The sequence below is a fragment of the Nonomuraea zeae genome (assembly GCF_005889725.1).
GTDB lineage: Bacteria > Actinomycetota > Actinomycetes > Streptosporangiales > Streptosporangiaceae > Nonomuraea > Nonomuraea zeae.
In genome coordinates this window covers 1-16,886 of the sequence record NZ_VCKX01000264.1, presented here as the reverse complement: position 1 = coordinate 16,886, position 16,886 = coordinate 1, and the positions used below count along the sequence as shown (strand labels likewise).

Here is a 16,886-nt window from a genome sequence, read left to right as displayed (position 1 = left end):
ATAAGAGACAGGCTCTGTGGCGGGCGGCGGGCGCGGCGGTGCTCGGGCTGGGTCTCGCCGGAGCGGTGGTCGCCGCCCGGGTGCCGCTGGTCGGCTCGTACGAGTCCATCCCCACCCCGCCCGCGCTGAGCGCCCGCCTGGAGGCCGCCCACTACCTCACCGTCCTCGCACCCACCCTGCTGGAACGGCTCCAGGCCGCCCGCTCGGCCAGGGCCGCCGTCGTCGCCTCCCGCGCGAGCCCGGCCGGCAAGGCGGCCCGGCTGCGCGCGGAGGCGCTGGCCCCGATGCGGGCGCTGCTCGGCGAGGCGCGGGCCTACCAGCCGATCAGTACGCAGACCCGCGCCGCCCATCGGGACTGGGTCGCGTTCGTGCAGGCGCAGGCCGACGCGTTCGACCTGCTGGCCACCTCGCTGGAGACGAGCGGCAAGGACGCCGCCCGCGCGGCGCAGGCCAGGGAGGAGGACGCGCTGGAGCACCTGCGGTCATGGGGCGAGAAGGTCACCGGCGACTGTCCGACCTGCCTCACCACCATCGCCGAAGGCGGCTGACCCGATGGCTCCCGTCAAACGCGCGGCACCGGGGCCGTGGAGCCGCGGACGATCAGCTCCGTGGCCAGCTCCACGTGATGGGAGTCCACCTTCTCCCCCGCCGCCAGCCGCAGCGCGGTACGCAGGGCCACGCCCCCCATCTCCCGCAACGGCTGCCGGACGGTGGTGAGCGGCGGCGAGGCCATCTGGGCGATCTGCGTGTCGTCGAAGCCCACCACGCTGAGATCGTCGGGGATGCGCAGCCCCCGCGCCCGCGCGGCCTCCATCACCCCGAGCGCCGTCTCGTCGCTCCCGGCGAAGATGGCCGTCGGCGCCTGCGGCAGGTCGAGCACGGCCGCCCCGTTCGCCACCCCGTCGTGGTAGCGGAAGTGCCCCGACAGCGCGTAGCCGGGCGGCACCGGCGCGCCCTCCGACTCCATGGCCGCCCGGTAGCCGTGCAGGCGGGCCTGGTTGCAGGCGGCGGTGGCGGGCCCGCCGATGTAGGCGATGCGCCGGTGCCCGAGCGAGAGCAGGTGGTGGGTGGCGGCCAGGCCGCCGGCGAAGTTGGTGGAGCCGATGCTGGTCACGCGGGTGCGCGGCAGGTTCAGCGGGTCGATCAGGACCAGCGGCAGCCGTGCCCTGGACACGGCGGCGAGATGGCGGGAGGTCAGCTCGCTGGTCACCGCGATCAGCGCCCGCCGGCCCGCGGTGACCAGGCCGCGGGCCCATCCCGTGGAACGGTCGGCGCCCTTCCTGAGGCTGACGACGACGCCCACCCCGGCCTCGGCCCCGGCCGCCACCGCGCCCTGGATGATCTCGGTCGAGTACGCGTTGAGGTCCGCGTCGAACTGCACCTCGACGGTGGCGATCCCGGTCGTCTCCCCCCGGCGCGGCGCGGGCGCCACGTAGTCGTGCTGCTGCAGCAGCGACTGCACCAGCGACCGGGTGGCCGGCGCGACGTCGCTGCGGCCGTTGAGCACCTTGGAGACGGTCGCCACCGACACGCCCGCCGAGGCCGCGACCGTCGCGAGGGTGATGCGCCTAGGACTGTCCGGCATCTCCACCACCCCCTTGCTGCCGGGCGGCGGGCCCCACGTCCACGGGCGTGACGAGCCGCCGGTCCCGGCCGGTGTATCGCGACGGGCCGGTCAATCGTACGACGCCCCGGCACGGCAGGTCGGCCGCCGACGTGCCGACGAGCACCTCCACGTCCCCCGGCTCGACGATCCGGCGCAGGTCGCGGCCGGTGAAGGCGGTGCGGTCGGCGTGCACGTGGAAGCGCACGCCGGTGGACTCGCCCGGCTCCAGGCGGACCCGCGCGAACCCGGCGAGCTGCCGCACCGGCCGGGTGACCTGGGCCAGGACGTCGTGCAGGTAGAGCTGGACGACCTCCTCGCCGGCCCGGCCGCCGGTGTTGCGCACGGTGACGGACACGGTGAACTCGCCGTCCACGGGCACCTCGGCGTCGCTGATCAGCAGGTCGCCGACCTCGAAGGCGGTGTAGGACCGGCCGTGGCCGAAGGGGAACAGCGGGGTCGGGTCGAGGTTGCTGACGCCCTGGCTGTCGGCGCCCAGCGGCGGCTGCAGGTAGGTGCCCGGCTGCCCGCCCGGGGTGCGCGGGATCTGCACGGGCAGCCGGCCCACGGGCTGGACCCGGCCGGAGAGCACCCCGGCGATCGCCGCCCCGCCCTCCTCCCCCGGCATGAACGCCTGCACGAGCGCGGCGGCGCCCGCGTGCACCTCGCCCAGGGCGTACGGGCGGCCGGAGACGACCACCACGACGACCGGCGTGCCCGTGGCGGCGAGCTCGGCGAGCAGGCCGGCCTGCGGGCCGGGCAGCCGCAGGTCCTCCGCGTCGCAGCCCTCGCCCGAGGTGCCTTGCCCGAACAGGCCGGCCAGGTCGCCCACGACGGCCACGCACAGGTCGGCCGCGCGGGCGGCGGCGACGGCGGCGGGGAAGCCGGAACGGTCCTCGTCCCGCACGTCGCAGCCGCGCTCGTAGGTGATCTCGGTCCCGGGCAGCTCGGCGCGCAGCGCGTCGAGGACGCTGGGCGCCTCGATGCCGAGCCCGAAGCCGGGGTGCCGGGGCAGGACGTGGTTGGGGAAGGCGTAGCAGCCCATGAACGTGCGGGGCGCGTCGGCGGCGGGCCCGACGACGGCGATCCGGCCGGGGGCCGGCCGTCCCTCGCCGAGCAGGGGCAGGACGTCCCCGGCGTCGAGCAGGACGACGGACCGCTCGGCCAGCTCGCGGGCCAGGGCCCGGTTGTCCGGCGAGTCCAGGTCCACGGTGGCGGCCCCGGCGACCGAGCCCTCCGGCGTCCAGCCGGGATCGAGCAGCCCGAGCCGTATCTTCTGGGTGAGCACGCGGCGCGCGGCCCGCTCGACCAGGGACTCCGGCAGCTCCCCGCGGCGCACCCGTTCGGCCAGCTCCTGCCCGAAGCCGAGCGTGTCGGGCAGCTCGACGTCGATCCCGGCGGCGAGCGCCTGGGCGCCGGCCTCGCCCGGGTCGGCGGCGACCCGGTGCATGGTCGCGAGGAACGGCACGGCCCAGTAGTCGGACACGACGGTGCCGGTGAAGCCCCACTCCTCGCGCAGCACCTCGGTCAGCAGCCAGGGGTCGGCCGCGGCGGGGACGCCGTCCACGTCGGCGTAGGAGTTCATCACCGAGCCGGCGCCGCCCAGGACGATCGCGGTCTCGAAGGCGGGCAGGATCATGTCCATCAGCTCGCGGCGGCCCATCGGCACGGGGCCGTGGTTGCGGGCCGCCCTGGAGGCGGAGTAGCCGGCGAAGTGCTTGAGCGTGGCGATGATCCCCGCGCCCTCCAGGCCGCGCACGTAGGCGGCGCCCAGCATCGCGACGAGGTACGGGTCCTCGCCCATCGTCTCCTCGACCCGCCCCCACCGGTAGTCGCGCACCACGTCCAGCACCGGCGACAGGCCCTGGTGCACGCCCACGGCCCGCATGTCGCGGCCGATCGCCGCGGCCATGCGCTCCACCAGCTCCGGATCGAACGTGGCCGCCCAGGCGATCGCCGCCGGGTAAACGGTCGCGCCATAAGTGGTGAAACCGGTCAGGCACTCCTCGTGGACGATGGCCGGGATGCCGAGCCTGGAGCTCTCGACGACCGCGCGCTGCAGGCGCACGGTCTCGGCCGCGCCCTGCTCGGCGGTGACGGGGGCGCTGCCGTACACGCGGGTCAGGTGGCCGAGCCCGTGGCGGATCGCCTCCTCCAGGGGCACGGTGCCCGACGCCGCGAACACGTCCTGCATCGGCGCCACGTTCAGCGGGTCGGCGTCCGGCTGCGGGTCGGCCGCGTCCTGCATGTCGTTGCCGATCCAGCGGCTGCCGAGCTGGCCGACCTTCTCCTCCAGGGTCAGCTCCGCCAGGAGTGCGTCGACTCGCTCGGCCACGGGGAGCGCCGGGTCCTGCCACGGGTGAAGAGCCCGGTCCGCCGTGAAAGTCCGATCAAGAGCCGTCATGTGCTCTCCTTAAGAGCTGAGTTACTGTCGCAAGCTTTTCGAAATATTTCGACAACATGAGGCGGCCGCGGCGGAGAACCTCCACTTTGCCGGCGCCGGGTGAGAAGCCGCGCGAGAGTACCTTACACGCGCCCCACCCGAGAGCCAGGGGCCTTTTGCGGCGAACGGGTCTTGACACGCACATACCAGAAACCTAGATTGGCGACCCCCGCGGTCATGTCGAAAATGTTTCGGAGAGCTGACTCAAGGAGGAGTGGATTAGTGGCATCGGGAGATGCCTTTCCACGACCGCCGGCCACCGCATCCGATGATCAACGCGCCGCGGCCAGCCAGCGGCATTCGAGTACGGAGATCAGCGTGGAGTCAAGGAACACCTCTCGCCGCAATTTCCTCACCCTCTCCATGGGCCTGCCCTTGGGAGCGGCCCTGGCCGCCTGCGGCAGCGCCGGGCCGACCAGGCCCGGCGCCACTGCCAGCAGCGGCGGCGGCGCCAACGCCACTTACTGGTACCTGTCGACGCAGCCACAGGAGGGCGTGCGCACCAGGACCATGGAGCGGTTCAACAAGGCCAACCCGAACGGCCAGATCACGGGGACGACCTTCCAGAACGACGCTTTCAAGACGAAGATCAAGACGGCGATCGGAGCCGGCCAAGCGCCCACGCTGATCTGGGGCTGGGGCGGCGGCACGCTGCGCAGTTACGTGCAGGCGGGCCAGGTCGACGACCTCACCTCGTGGTTCGACCAGAACCCCGCGGTCAAGGACCGGCTGTTCCCCTCCTCCTTCGGCGCGGCCACCATCGACGGCAAGATCTACGCGATGCCCTGCGAGACGATGCAGCCGATCGTCCTGTACTACGACAAGCGGGCCTTCGAGAAGATCGGCGCCCAGCCGCCCCAGACCTGGGGCGACATCATGGACCTGGTGCCCAAGTTCAACGCCAAGGGCATCGCGCCGTTCTCGCTCGGCGGGCAGTCTCGCTGGACGAACATGATGTGGCTGGAGTTCCTCTTCGACCGGCTGGGCGGCCCCGAGGTGTTCCAGGCCGTGTTCGACGCCCAGAAGGACGCCTGGAGCAACCCGGTCGCCATCGACGCCCTGGGCAAGATGCAGGAGCTGATCAAGGCCAACGGGTTCATCAAGGGCTTCTCCTCGATCACCGCCGACTCCAACGCCGACCAGGCGCTGCTGTACACCGGCAAGGCGGCCATGATGCTGCACGGCGGCTGGACGTACGGCAGCATGTCCACCGACGGCGGCGACTTCGTCTCCGGTGGCAACCTCGGCTACATGAACTTCCCGCCGATCGACGGCGGCAAGGGCGACCCGAGCAACACCGTCGGCAACCCCGGCCAGTACCTGTCGATCTCCTCCAAGGCGACCCCCGAGCAGAAGGAGATCGCCAAGAAGTTCTTCTCCACCGAGCTCATCGGCGACCAGGCGATGAAGGAGTGGGTCGAGACCGGCGCGGTGCCGATCATTAAGGGCGCGGACGCCGCGTTCGCCACCTCCAAGGACGCCGACTTCCTGAAGTTCGTCTACGGCATCGCCGTCAACGCCAAGACCTTCGCCCAGTCCTGGGACCAGGCGCTCAGCCCGACCGCCGCCGAGGTGCTGCTGGACAACATCTCCAAGTTGTTCCAGCTGTCGATCTCGCCCAAGGAGTTCGCCACGAACATGAACGCGGTCATCGGCAAGTGAGCGCGGCCGCCACCACCTCCGCCCCGGCCGGTAAGCGCACCGGCCGTGGCGGCCTCGCCTGGCTGGCCGTGCCCGCACTGGTGTTCTTCGCCGGGTTCGGCATCGTCCCGCTGGTCGGGGTCCTCCTGCTGAGCTTCAGCTCGTGGGACGGGCTCGGCGACATCAACTTCGCGGGCGTCGAGAGCTGGCGCGCCGTGCTCGCCGACCCCGGCCTGCCGCACGCCCTGTGGGTGACGTTCCTCGTCATGCTCCTGTCGTGGGCGGTGCAGACGCCGGCGAGCATCCTGCTGGGCACCTTCCTGGCCGGCGCGCAGCGCTACCGCGCGGTGCTGTCGGTGCTGTACTTCATCCCGTTGCTGCTCAGCTCGGCGGCGCTGGCGATCACGTACAAGGCGCTGCTCGACCCGAACTTCGGGCTCGGCGCCGGGCTGGGGATCCCGCTGCTCGTCCAGGACTGGCTCGGCGACCCGTACCTCGCCTTCGGGGTGGTCATCTTCGTGGTCTCGTGGCAGTTCATCCCGTTCCACTCGCTGATCTACCAGGGCGGCGTCCGGCAGATCCCCCGCTCGATGTACGAGGCCGCGGAGCTGGACGGCGCGGGCCGCGTCCGCAAGTTCTTCAGCATCACGCTGCCGCAGCTCAAGTACACGATCATCACGTCGTCCACCCTCATGGTCGTCGGCTCGCTGACCTTCTTCGACCTGATCTTCGTGCTCACCGCGGGCGGCCCGGGCGACGCCACCCGGGTGCTCGCGCTCGACATGTACAAGCGCGGCTTCCAGGCCAACCTCATGGGCCCGGCCAGCGTGATCGCGGTCATCCTCGTCCTCGTGGGCCTGGTGCTGTCGCTCGTGCTGCGCAGGCTCGGCGGCCGCGACGCCTCGGCGAGCCAGCTGGAAGGTGCCTGACATGACGGCCACGCTGACCAAGGGCCCGCGGCGGACCGCCCCGCACCAGGCCCGGCACCGCGAGTCGGCGGTCGCCCGGCACCGCAACTGGCTGGGCGGCTCGGCCGGCTGGATCTGGCTCGTCGTCGTGATGGTGCCGATCTACTGGATCATCATCACCAGCTTCAAGTCGCAGAGCACGTACTACGCCTCGAACCCGTTCGCCCCGCCGGTCGAGCCGACCCTGGCCAACTACCGGATGGTCATCGAGTCGGACTTCGCCCTGTACTTCCTCAACAGCCTCATCGTCACCATCGGCGCGGTGGTGCCCGCGGTCACGGTCTCCTTCATGGCGGCCTACGCGATCGTGCGCGGCGGCGACGGGCGGTTCCTGCGGTGGACGAACTCGCTGTTCCTCATGGGCCTGGCCATCCCGCTGCAGGCGACGGTCATCCCGATCTACCTGATCATCATCCGGCTGCACCTGTACGACTCCCTGCTCGGGATGATCCTGCCGTCGATCGCCTTCGCCATCCCGCTGTCGGTGCTGGTGCTGTCGAACTTCATCAGGGACGTGCCCAAGGAGCTGTTCGAGTCGATGCGGCTGGACGGCGCCACCGAGTGGGGCACGCTGTGGCGGCTGGCGCTGCCGCTGACCCGGCCCGCCGTGGTGACGGTGACGGTCTACACCTCGCTGCAGGTCTGGAACAACTTCCTGCTGCCCCTGATCCTCACGCAGAGCCCGGACAAGCGCACGCTGCCGCTGGCGTTGTGGAGCTTCCAGGGGCAGTACAGCGTGAACGTGCCGGCCGTGCTCGCCTCCGTCGTCCTGACCACGCTGCCCATCCTGATCCTGTACGTGGTCGGCCGCCGCCAGCTGCTCAGCGGGCTGACCGCGGGCTTCGGCAAGTAGGAGGAAGCGGGCGGTCCCGCGGGACCGCCCGCGCCCTGTCAGCCGTAGACGCCGAACTCCCACAGCGAGTACCCGTAGGCCGTGGCCCGCTGGGTCAGTTCGAGCCGGACATAGCGCGCGGACGCGCTCAGCTCCACGAGGTCGAACCCGCCGTCGCCGTCGCCGCTCACCGTGTGGGCGGTGGCCCAGGTCGTCCCGTCCTGCGAGGTGCGGATCCGGTACGACTTCGCGTAGGCGCCCTCCCATCCCAGCTGCACGCGCCTGACCGGGGTGACCGCCCCCAGGTCCACCTGGAGCCACTGGGCGTCGCTCCACTCGCTGGCCCACCGCGTCCCGAAGTCGCCGTCCACGGCCTTGCCCGGCAGGAACGGGCCGCCGTCGCCGGTCGGCTGGTAGGAGGAGGCGGTGGCGGGCCTGCCGCGGGCCAGGTTCACGCCGGGCACGACCGGCGGCACGACGCGGAAGGAGCGCTGCTCGATGCCGGCGTTGCCGTGGCCGTCGTAGGCGTAGAGGTAGACCTTCCAGACGCCCAGCCGCTCGGGCGCGGTCACCGTGAACCGGCCGGGGCCGGTCTGGGCGAAAGCGAGGTGGCCGAGGCCGCGGTTGCCGGTGATGTGCTTGTCGCCGGCCATCAGGTTGTACCGGACGGCGTCGCCGTCCGGGTCGGTGACGGCCGCCTCGACGGTGAACTGCCCGCCCGCGGGGACGGCGGTCCGCGACCCGACGGTCAGGCCGGTGATCTCGGGCGGCCTGTTGCCGCCGGCCTGCCCCGTGTACGCCTGTTTGAGCGCGTGGTACCCGAGCCGCCGCCAGCCGCCGGTCAGCGTGTTCAGCCAGACGCCGCCGAAGTCGTTCTCCAGCCCGTAGTGGAACTCGGTCGCGCCCAGCGCCACGCCGGGATGGGCGGTGACCGCGGCCCAGCTCGCCCGGTAGCCGTCGCGCTTGGCCAGGTCCGAGGGCTCGTCGGGGACGCCGTTGACGTCGGCGGGCACCTCCCACTCCCCCGCGGGCCCGCCCTCCGTGATGAGGTACGGCTTGTCGTGGCCGCCGTCGATCCACGCCTGCCTGATGCCGCCGACGGCGCCGTAGGAGTTCACGGCCAGCAGGTCGAGCGCCGGAGCGTGCGCCTTGTAGTAGGCCCAGGCGCCGGTCCACGCGTCGGTGGAGGTGACCGGGTGGCCGGGGTCGGCGGCGTGGATCGCCTGGGCGACCTCGTTCACGAATTTGGCGTAGGCCACCCGCCGCGCCTCCACCACGTCCGCGGGCAGGCCGTGGTCCTGCATGGTGAGGATGACCTCGTTGCCGACGTCCCACATGAGGACGCCCTGGCGGCCCTTGAGCGCGTTGACCCTGGCGACGATCTCGGTCTTCGCCGCCGTCTTGTACGCCGTGTCGCCCGCGTAGTCGGCGCCCTGGTTGAGCCAGTGGCCGACGACGACCCGCAGGCCGTGCCGGGCCGCGGCGTCGAGCAGGGCCGGGGTGTGCGTGTCGTCCACTCCCCAGATCCTGATCGTGTTGACGCCCATCGAGCGCAGGTCCCGCATGTACGCGTCGGCCGCCGCCTGGGGCGGGCCGTAGGTGATGCCCTTAACCAGGTACGGCAGGCCGTTCACGGTGAGCTGCCAGTTGCCCTGGCCGCCGGTCACCCTGACGACGCTGGGCCCGGCGGGGACGGGCGGGTCGGTGAGCGGGGGCGGTGTCGTGCCCGCCTTCCTGGCCACCGAGACGGAGTCCACGCTGAGCACGCCGCCGGAGGCGGTGGCCGCCGTCGGGGTGGTCCGGCCGGCGACGGCGTCCGGCAGCGAGCCGCCGATCGCGAGGTCGAAGCGGAGATAGAAGCCGTGCTGGACGGCGTCGCGCCAGGCGGCGAGCCCGACCTGGCTCTGCCGGACGACCCAGGGCTGGCGGCCGTCCAGGTAGAAGCGGATCTCCTCGTCGGTCAGGGTGCGGTCGATGATCTGGGTGTACTCGTGGTAACCGGTCTGGCAGCCGTCGCAGGTGGCGAAGCCGCTGGTCCGGCCGTCGTACTCGGCGCACGGGCCGCCGGGGGCGGTGCCGCAGTGTAGGGCGTTCGCGAGCTGGCTGCGGCCGTTGACGCCGGTCATGATGTCGCTCTCGCCGACGCCTGGCCAGCCGGTGAACCCGTCGCGGAAGGCGGCGCCGGTGGCGCGGAAGCCGGGCCAGTAGCCGAGCGCGCCGGCCACGTCGGGTTGCTTGAGCCGGGCGGTGAAGCGGAGCTGCTCGCCCGGTCTCGGGGTGAAGTCGGCGCGCTGGGTCTCGACCCGGCCGGAGGTCCAGTTGCCCGCGCCGTCCCTGATCGCCCTGATGGCCAGGCGGCCCTGGCCGTCGAGGGAGACGTTCGCGGTCGAGGCGCTCATGGACTCGACCTCGCCGGTGCCCCAGCGGGCCGGGCCGCCCGGATATGAGGTGCCGGTGCGCAGGATCCAGTTCGCGCCGGACGGCGAGGTGCCCGCCGGGCCGTCGAAGGTGTCGCTCCACAGCTCCGTCCAGTCGTCCGGCTGGGCGTCCGTGGTGCCGTAGACCTGGAGCTCCCACAGGGAGTAGCCGTAGCCGGTGCCCCTGGCCGTGCCGTGCAGGCGGACGTAGCGGCCGCTGCCCTGGACGTCCAGCGTCTGCGTGCCGCCGGTCGCGGTCATGGTGGCGTAGATGGCGGTCCAGTCCGTACCGTTCTGGGAGGTCTGGAGGGTGAAGGCGGACGCGTACGCGGCCTCCCAGCGGAGGACGACGCGGCTGATCGCGGCCGTCGCGCCGAGGTCGGCCTGGATCCACTGCGGATCGGAGAAGGCGCTGCTCCAGCGGGTGGACAGGTCGCCGTCGAACGCGGCGGCCGCCGACCACGCCGCGCCCTCGGCCGAGGAGGCCGTGGCGGTCTTGCCCTGGGACAACAGCACGTCGGCCGCCGCGGCCGGTCGGGCCCACACCGACAGCGACGCCAGCAAGATCAGGGCCAGGGCCCAGCGGCCCGGCCTCGTGAAGGGACGCACGGACTCTCCTCCATCAGAGGTTCACAGTGGGAGAGCGCTCTCCGATGGCAGGAGCGTCCCGCCGCGGGCGAACCGTGTCAAGCCTTGACCGGAACTGGACCGCAACCACCCAGGAGAGCGCTCTCCAGGCTGTGCTATAAAAGCGGCATGAGCGAAGGCCGGACGCCCAGCCCGCCCACGCTGGAGGACGTGGCCAGGGCGGCCGGCGTCTCGCGGGCGACCGTCTCCCGCGTGATCAACGGCATCCGCAACGTCGATCCGGCCATCCAGGAGGCGGTGCGCCTGGCCGTCGCCGAGACCGGCTACGCGCCCAACCAGGCGGCCCGCTCGCTGGTCACCCGGCGGACGGGGACGGTCGCGCTGGTCGTGTCGGGCGCGGGCGGCGAGTCCGCCGAGAACCCGTTCCCCGCCCAGGTCTTCGCCGACCCGTTCTTCGGCCGGGTGGCCGGCGGCGTGGTGAGCTTCCTGCGCCCGCTCGGCATCCACCCGATCCTCATGTTCGCCGAGACCGCCGAGACCAGGCAGCAGGTCGTCGCCTACCTGCGGCAAGGCAACGCCGACGGCGCGCTGCTGGTCTCCACGCACGGCGCGGACCCGCTGCCCGGGCTGCTGGTGGCGGCGGGGCTGCCGGCCGTGCTGTTCGCCAGGCCATCCGAGCCGCTGCCGATCAGCTACGTGGACCTGGCGCACCGGGCGGGGGCCGGGCTGGCCGCCGATCATCTCGTGGCGGCGGGCCGCCGCCGGGTGGCGACGATCTCGGGGCCGCTCGACGTGCCGGCCGCGCGGGATCGCCTGGCCGGGTTCCAGGAGGCCATGGCCGTGCACGGCCACCCGTTCGTCCCGGTCGCCGAGGGCAACTTCACCGCGGCCAGCGGGGAGCGGGCGATGGAACGGCTGCTGGGCGAGCAGCCGGGGCTCGACGGCGTGTTCGCGGCCAACGACGTGATGGCGGCGGGCGCGCTCGCGGCGCTGCGCCGGCACGGCAGGCGGGTGCCCGGCGACGTCGCGGTGGTGGGCTTCGACGACAGCAGCGCGGCGACGGCCTGCGTGCCGCCGCTGACCACCGTGCGGCATCCGGTGGAGGACATGGCGGCCGAGATGGGCCGCCTGCTGCTGGCGCACCTCGACGATCCGGCCCAGCGGGCCACCTCGAAGATCTTCCAGCCGTCCCTGGTGGTCAGAGCGTCCTCCTGACCGGATTCACCGACACGTATTGACAACGGTGAGGTGCCCGCATCTACTGGGAGAGCGCTCTCCGACATCCGCCTGACCGTTGCGAGGAGATGTCATGCGTTTACCCCCCTTCCGGCTGTGTGCCGCCGTCCTGATGCTGGCGGCGGCCTTCCTGGTCTCGGTCGCGAGCCCCGCGTCGGCGGCCGACACGCTGCTTTCCCAAGGCAAGACCGCCACGGCCTCCTCGTCCGAGGGCGGCGGCGCGGTGGCGGGCGCGGCGTTCGACGGGAGCCTGACGACGCGCTGGTCGAGCGCGTTCAGCGACCCGCAGTGGCTGCAGGTCGATCTCGGCGTCCAGGCCGCGCTCTCCCGCGTGGTGCTGCGCTGGGAGGGCGCCTACGGCCGGGCCTTCATCCTCCAGGTCTCGGCGAACGGCACGAGCTGGACCACGATCCACACCACGACCGCCGGGACCGGCGGCACCCAGGCGATCGCGGTGACGGGCGCCGGCCGCCACGTCCGGCTGACCGGCACGCAGCGCGGCACCCCCTACGGATACTCGCTCTGGGAGATGCAGGTCTACGGCGAGGCCACCGGCGCCGACTACGTCACCCACCGCGAGTTCCAGGCCAACTGCTCGGTGACCGTGAACCGCCCCGACGACCCCATCGTGCTGCCCGGGCTGCCCGGGGCCTCGCACATGCACACCTTCATCGGCAACACGACCACGAACGCCCACAGCACGCTCGCCTCGCTCCTCGCCGGCGGCACCTCCTGCACGAACCCGCACGACAGGTCGGCCTACTGGTTCCCCAGCTTCTACAAGGGCGACCAGCTCATCCAGCCGGTCGGGCCGCAGGTGGTCTACTACAAGTCCGGCGTCCTGGACTACACGACCGTGCGCACGTTCCCGCAGGGGCTGCGGTTCGTGGTCGGCAGCCCGGGCCAGAGCCTGGCGGAGTTCAGGGACGCGCCTGGGGCGGTCGAGGGGTTCGAGTGCGGTGACAGCTTCCACAACTACGACCTGCCGCTGAACTGCCCGGCCGGCACCCAGGTGAACGTCCGCTTCCAGGCCCCGAGCTGCTGGGACGGCGTCAACCTGGACAGCTCCGACCACAAGCGGCACATGGCCTACCCGGTCGGCGGCTACTGCCCCGGCACGCATCCCGTGCCCGTCCCGATGCTGGAGTTCAAGATCGCCTTCCCGGCGGACGGCGACCTGTCGCAGGCCCGGCTGGCCAGCGGGCGCGGCTACTCCTGGCACTACGACTTCTTCAACGCCTGGGAGCCGGCGATCCTCCAGGCTCTCGTCCGGCACTGCGTCAACGGCGGGCTGCAGTGCGACTCGCGCGGGTTCGACCAGTACAAGCCGCACAGGGGCGCCGCGCTCGACGAGCACTACAACCTGAGGACGAGCATGTAGGACGGGCGCTCCCCGCCCCGCCCGGCGGGGAGCGGCCCTCAGGCCAGGGCCGCCCGCAGCGTCGCGTCGTGGCGGGTCAGGTGGCCGATGTCCGCGCGGTAGTGGCGGTCGTCGCCGCGCGCGACGTGGCTCGCGAACGCCTCGTGACCGGCGGCGGCCTGCTCGTGCATGTGGCCGATCAGGTGCTCCAGCCTGGCCCGCGCCGTCCCGGTCAGCTCGGCGCGATCGGCCGCGCCGAGCCCGTACGCGTCCGCGAACAGCCGCAGCCGCCGCGCCTGCTCCGCCACCGGGCACGAGTCCGCGTGCCGCGGGTCGGTGAGCGGCACGAACCGGTAGGCGGCGTAGGCCACGTCCCAGACCCGCGGCCCCGGGTGGGCGGTGTCGAAGTCGATGAACGCCACCGGCAGCCCGTCGCGGAACACGCAGTTGTAGGTGGCGACGTCCCCGTGGCAGATGACCTCGGCCGGGCTCACCGGCGCGAAATACCAGGTGAGGTCCGTGGCGTCCGGGAAGTCGGCGGTGGCGTCGTGATAGTCCCGCAGCAGCCGGCCGGCGGCGGTCAGGGCCTCGTCCGAACGCGCCCAGTCCGGCAGCGGGTAGTCCGCCGCCTGGCCGGGCACGAAGTCGAGGATCTCCCGGCCCTCGCCGTCGATGCCGTGGCTGCGCGGCGCGCCGCCGAACCCGCGCGCCGCCAGGTGCCCGAGCAGGGCGTGCACGGCCGGCGTCCACGGCCCTGCGGGACGGCGGACCGTCCGCCCGATCCGCACGACGTGGTTGACGCCGCCCCCGGCGAGCACCTCTTCCGCGGCCACCGCGCCCCCTTGATCATCGTCTCTGCCCGCCGGTCAGTGTGCCACGCCGGGCGATCCCGGGCAGCCGGATTTCCGCGCCCCGGGAGCGTCCGCGCACACCGGATTCACAGGTACACCGGGTACAACAGGCTGCATGGACGCACCGAGGCCCAGACCCGCGGACAGTCCCGTGGTGCTCGTGGTGGACGACGAACCCAACATCCGCGAGCTGCTGCTCGACGCCCTGGAGCTGAACGGCTTCCGCGTGCGCACCGCCGCATCGGGCACGGCTGCGCTCGACGAGGTCGGGCGGGAGCGCCCCGACCTCATCCTGCTGGACGTGATGCTGCCCGACCTCGACGGGTTCGCGGTGGCGCAGCGGCTGCGGCCGGACGGCGGCGGCCCGCCCGTGCTGTTCCTCACCGCCCGGGACACGGTGGCCGACCGGATCGCGGGGCTGACGGCGGGCGGCGACGACTACGTCACGAAACCGTTCAGCCTGGAGGAGGTGGTGCTGCGGATCCGCGCGATCCTGCGCCGTACGGCGCCGCGCGCGGAGTCCGGCGACGACGGCCTGCTTCGCTACGCCGACCTGGAGCTGGACGAGGAGACCCACGTCGTGCGGCGGGCCGGGCGGCGGGTCCACCTGTCGCCCACGGAGTTCGGCCTCCTGCGCTACCTGATGATCAACGCGGAACGGGTCGTCAGCAAGTCCCAGATCCTCGACCGCGTCTGGAGCCACGGCTTCGGCACCGACAGCCGGATCGTGGAGTCCTACATCAGCTACCTGCGCCGCAAGATCGACGTGGCCGGCCCGCCGCTGATCCACACCCTGCGCGGCGTCGGCTACTCGCTGCGCGACCAGAGCCTGCTGGACCGGCGCTGATGCGGCCGATGGGCCGGCCCTGGCCGCTGCGCCACCGGCTGCTGGCCGCCCTGCTCGGGCTGTCGGCCGCGGCGCTGGCGGTGTTCGCGGCGGCGGGGGTGCTGCTGCTCGACCGGTCGCTGCTGTCGCGGGTGGACACCCAGCTCACCGAGTTCGCCGGCACGTTCATGAAGGGCCCGCCGCCCGGCGCGCCGATGCCGCGCCGGGGCGAGGTGGAGCTGCCCACCCAGTTCCGCGTCTCCCTGTTCACCCCCTCGGGTACGCTCCTCGGCCGCCTCCCCGTGGCTGACGACGGCCCGGCCGTCCCCGCGAGCGTGATCGCCGCGGCGCCCGCCGAGCCCATCACGGTGCCCTCCAGGGCGGGCACCACCGAGTGGCGCACGATCGTGGTGCGCACGCCGGACGGCACCCGGGCGGCGGTGTCCATGTCGCTGGAGTCGAACCGGAGCACCGTGCACGAGCTCCTGCTCATCGAGGCGGCGGCGGGCGCGCTGGTGCTGGCCGCGCTGGGCGTGGTGGCACTCGTGGTGGTACGACTCGGGCTGCGCCCGCTGACCCGGATGGAGCGCACGGCCGCCGCCATCGCCGGGGGCGAGCTGGACCGGCGGGTGTCCGACAGCGATCCGCGTACCGAGACGGGGCGGCTGGGCAGCGCGCTCAACGTCATGCTCGGCCGCCTCGGCGAGGCCCTGCGCCAGCGGGAGCACTCGGAGCTGCGGTTGCGCCACTTCCTGGCGGACGCCTCGCACGAGCTGCGCACGCCGCTGACGTCCATCCGCGGGTTCGCCGAGCTCTACCGGCACGGCAGGAGCGAGCCCGACCCGGTCGTGGCGCGCATCCTGAGCCGGATCGAGGGTGAGGCGGAGCGGATGGGGGTGCTGGTGGAGGACCTGCTGTTGCTGGCGCGGCTGGACCAGGAGCGCGCGCTGGACCTGACGGAGGTGGACCTGCAGGTCATCGCCGGTGACGTGGTGCACGGGGCGCGGGCCCGCGATCCCGGCAGGACGATCGAGCTGGTGCTGGACGACGGGCCGGTGCGGGTGGTCGGGGACGAGCACCGGCTGCACCAGGTCATCACCAACCTGGTCGGCAACGCCGTCGCCCACACCCCGCCGGGCACGTCCGTACGGGTGCTGGTGCGCACGGAGCCGGCTGGACGGGCGGCTGGACGGGTGGCGGTGGTGGAGGTGCGTGATGCCGGGCCGGGGATCGCGCCCGAGCACCTGCCGCACGTGTTCGACCGGTTCTACCGGGCCGACGCCGCCCGCTCCCGTGACAGCGGCGGCACCGGCCTGGGGCTGGCCATCGCGGCGGCGCTGGTGGAGGCGCACGACGGCCGCATCGAGGCGCACGCCACCGCCGGGGACGCCCGCGGGGACGGCAAGAGGGACAGCAAGGGGGACGGCGGCAGGAAGGACGACGGCCCTGGTCCGGGCACGACCTTCCGCGTCGTCCTCCCGGTCCAGGGCCCCAGCGGCCCCTGAACGAGCTGGTTCATCACACGGCGCCCAGGCCGGTGACCCGAGCACGATGCTCAGGCCGGTGACCCGAGCACGGCGTTCGGGCCGGTGATCTGAGCACGGCGCTCAAGGCCGTGAGCTGATCACCGGCGCGAGCGTCACCGGCGGGAGCGGAACGCCACGGCCGTCGTCGAGGTGATGGCCGTCACGATCACGACGGTGACCAGGACGCTGGTCATCGGATTTTTGCGGCGGCCGGGCGACGCGATCTGCTGGGCGCGTGACCGCGCGACCGGCATCTGGGAGGGAGGAGGGACGCGGACGACGGTGGGCGTGGGGCTGGGGCGCGCCGGCATCGCGGTGGGCACGGAGCGCGACGGGAGCCGGTGCGCCTCGCGCGACCGCTTGCGCGAGCAATCCCCCACCACGACCCGGCTCGTGCACACCGCGTCGCGATAGACGGTCACGTGCGGCAAGGCCACCTTGGGCGCCGCCCGCCGCCGGGCGGGCGGAACCGAGATCGACACCCCGGGCACCGGTGACCGCCACGTCCGCACCTTGGGCACCGAGACCCGGGGCCCCACGGTGACCCGCTGGGGCGGGGCCTGTCTCTTATATACCTCTGACACTTCTTCTAATA

13 protein-coding genes are annotated in these 16,886 nt (G+C 72.8%); 8 read left to right on the top strand and 5 right to left on the bottom strand.

The features are described 5' to 3' along the window. Nucleotides 1-548, top strand: a 548-nt coding sequence (locus ETD85_RS63830; RefSeq protein ID WP_170247249.1) for a hypothetical protein, incomplete at its 5' end; no start/stop codon positions are given. Between the two features lie 14 nt (nucleotides 549-562). Here ETD85_RS63830 and ETD85_RS48620 read toward each other — a convergent pair. Both ETD85_RS48620 and ETD85_RS48615 read right to left on the bottom strand, forming a co-directional pair. Next, entirely contained in the window at nucleotides 563-1,585 is a 1,023-nt protein-coding gene (locus ETD85_RS48620; protein ID WP_138696650.1) for a LacI family DNA-binding transcriptional regulator, read from the bottom strand. After that, complete coding sequence (locus tag ETD85_RS48615) at nucleotides 1,569-4,007, bottom strand: glycoside hydrolase family 3 N-terminal domain-containing protein (protein ID WP_138696649.1); 2,439 nt, start codon at nucleotides 4,005-4,007, stop codon at nucleotides 1,569-1,571. Before ETD85_RS48615 ends, ETD85_RS48620 begins: the two co-directional genes overlap by 17 nt. Before the next feature lie 357 nt (nucleotides 4,008-4,364). Between ETD85_RS48615 and ETD85_RS48610 the strand changes: the two genes are divergently transcribed. Genes ETD85_RS48610 through ETD85_RS48600 form a run of 3 tightly spaced genes read left to right on the top strand, consistent with a single transcriptional unit; the run spans nucleotide 4,365 to nucleotide 7,508 of the window. Beyond that, the gene (locus ETD85_RS48610) at nucleotides 4,365-5,708 is read left to right on the top strand and encodes an extracellular solute-binding protein (RefSeq protein ID WP_240779925.1); all 1,344 of its coding nucleotides are present in this window, start codon (nucleotides 4,365-4,367) and stop codon (nucleotides 5,706-5,708) included. Further along, on the top strand, nucleotides 5,705-6,616 hold the full coding sequence (locus tag ETD85_RS48605; protein WP_138696648.1) for a carbohydrate ABC transporter permease: 912 nt from the start codon (nucleotides 5,705-5,707) through the stop codon (nucleotides 6,614-6,616). The genes ETD85_RS48610 and ETD85_RS48605 overlap by 4 nt, the downstream gene beginning before the upstream one ends. A 1-nt stretch (nucleotide 6,617) precedes the next feature. Then, a complete protein-coding gene (locus ETD85_RS48600; RefSeq protein ID WP_138696647.1) occupies nucleotides 6,618-7,508 on the top strand; it encodes a carbohydrate ABC transporter permease in 891 nt (296 codons plus the stop codon). A gap of 38 nt (nucleotides 7,509-7,546) precedes the next feature. Here ETD85_RS48600 and ETD85_RS48595 read toward each other — a convergent pair whose 3' ends face one another. Further along, nucleotides 7,547-10,513, bottom strand: a complete 2,967-nt coding sequence (locus ETD85_RS48595) for a discoidin domain-containing protein (RefSeq protein WP_206059349.1) — start codon at nucleotides 10,511-10,513, stop codon at nucleotides 7,547-7,549. 147 nt (nucleotides 10,514-10,660) lie between these two features. Between ETD85_RS48595 and ETD85_RS48590 the strand changes: the two genes are divergently transcribed. Together ETD85_RS48590 and ETD85_RS48585 are read left to right on the top strand one after the other, a co-directional pair. Further along, nucleotides 10,661-11,707, top strand: coding sequence for a LacI family DNA-binding transcriptional regulator (locus ETD85_RS48590; RefSeq protein WP_138696646.1), 1,047 nt, complete (start codon nucleotides 10,661-10,663; stop codon nucleotides 11,705-11,707). A 94-nt stretch (nucleotides 11,708-11,801) separates the two neighbouring features. Further along, nucleotides 11,802-13,109 (top strand): DUF1996 domain-containing protein, encoded by a 1,308-nt coding sequence (locus ETD85_RS48585; protein WP_138696645.1) that lies wholly within the window; start codon nucleotides 11,802-11,804, stop codon nucleotides 13,107-13,109. Between the two features lie 38 nt (nucleotides 13,110-13,147). Here the strand turns inward: ETD85_RS48585 and ETD85_RS48580 are convergent, their stop codons facing one another. Then, entirely contained in the window at nucleotides 13,148-13,921 is a 774-nt protein-coding gene (locus ETD85_RS48580) for a phosphotransferase (RefSeq protein ID WP_206059348.1), read from the bottom strand. A gap of 133 nt (nucleotides 13,922-14,054) precedes the next feature. Between ETD85_RS48580 and ETD85_RS48575 the strand changes: the two genes are divergently transcribed. After that, the gene (locus ETD85_RS48575; protein WP_138696644.1) at nucleotides 14,055-14,786 is read left to right on the top strand and encodes a response regulator transcription factor; all 732 of its coding nucleotides are present in this window, start codon (nucleotides 14,055-14,057) and stop codon (nucleotides 14,784-14,786) included. A gap of 8 nt (nucleotides 14,787-14,794) precedes the next feature. Continuing rightward, complete coding sequence (locus tag ETD85_RS48570; RefSeq protein WP_138696643.1) at nucleotides 14,795-16,270, top strand: sensor histidine kinase; 1,476 nt, start codon at nucleotides 14,795-14,797, stop codon at nucleotides 16,268-16,270. Between the two features lie 134 nt (nucleotides 16,271-16,404). Here the strand turns inward: ETD85_RS48570 and ETD85_RS48565 are convergent. Then, nucleotides 16,405-16,886, bottom strand: a 482-nt coding sequence (locus ETD85_RS48565; RefSeq protein WP_206059346.1) for a hypothetical protein, incomplete at its 5' end; no start/stop codon positions are given.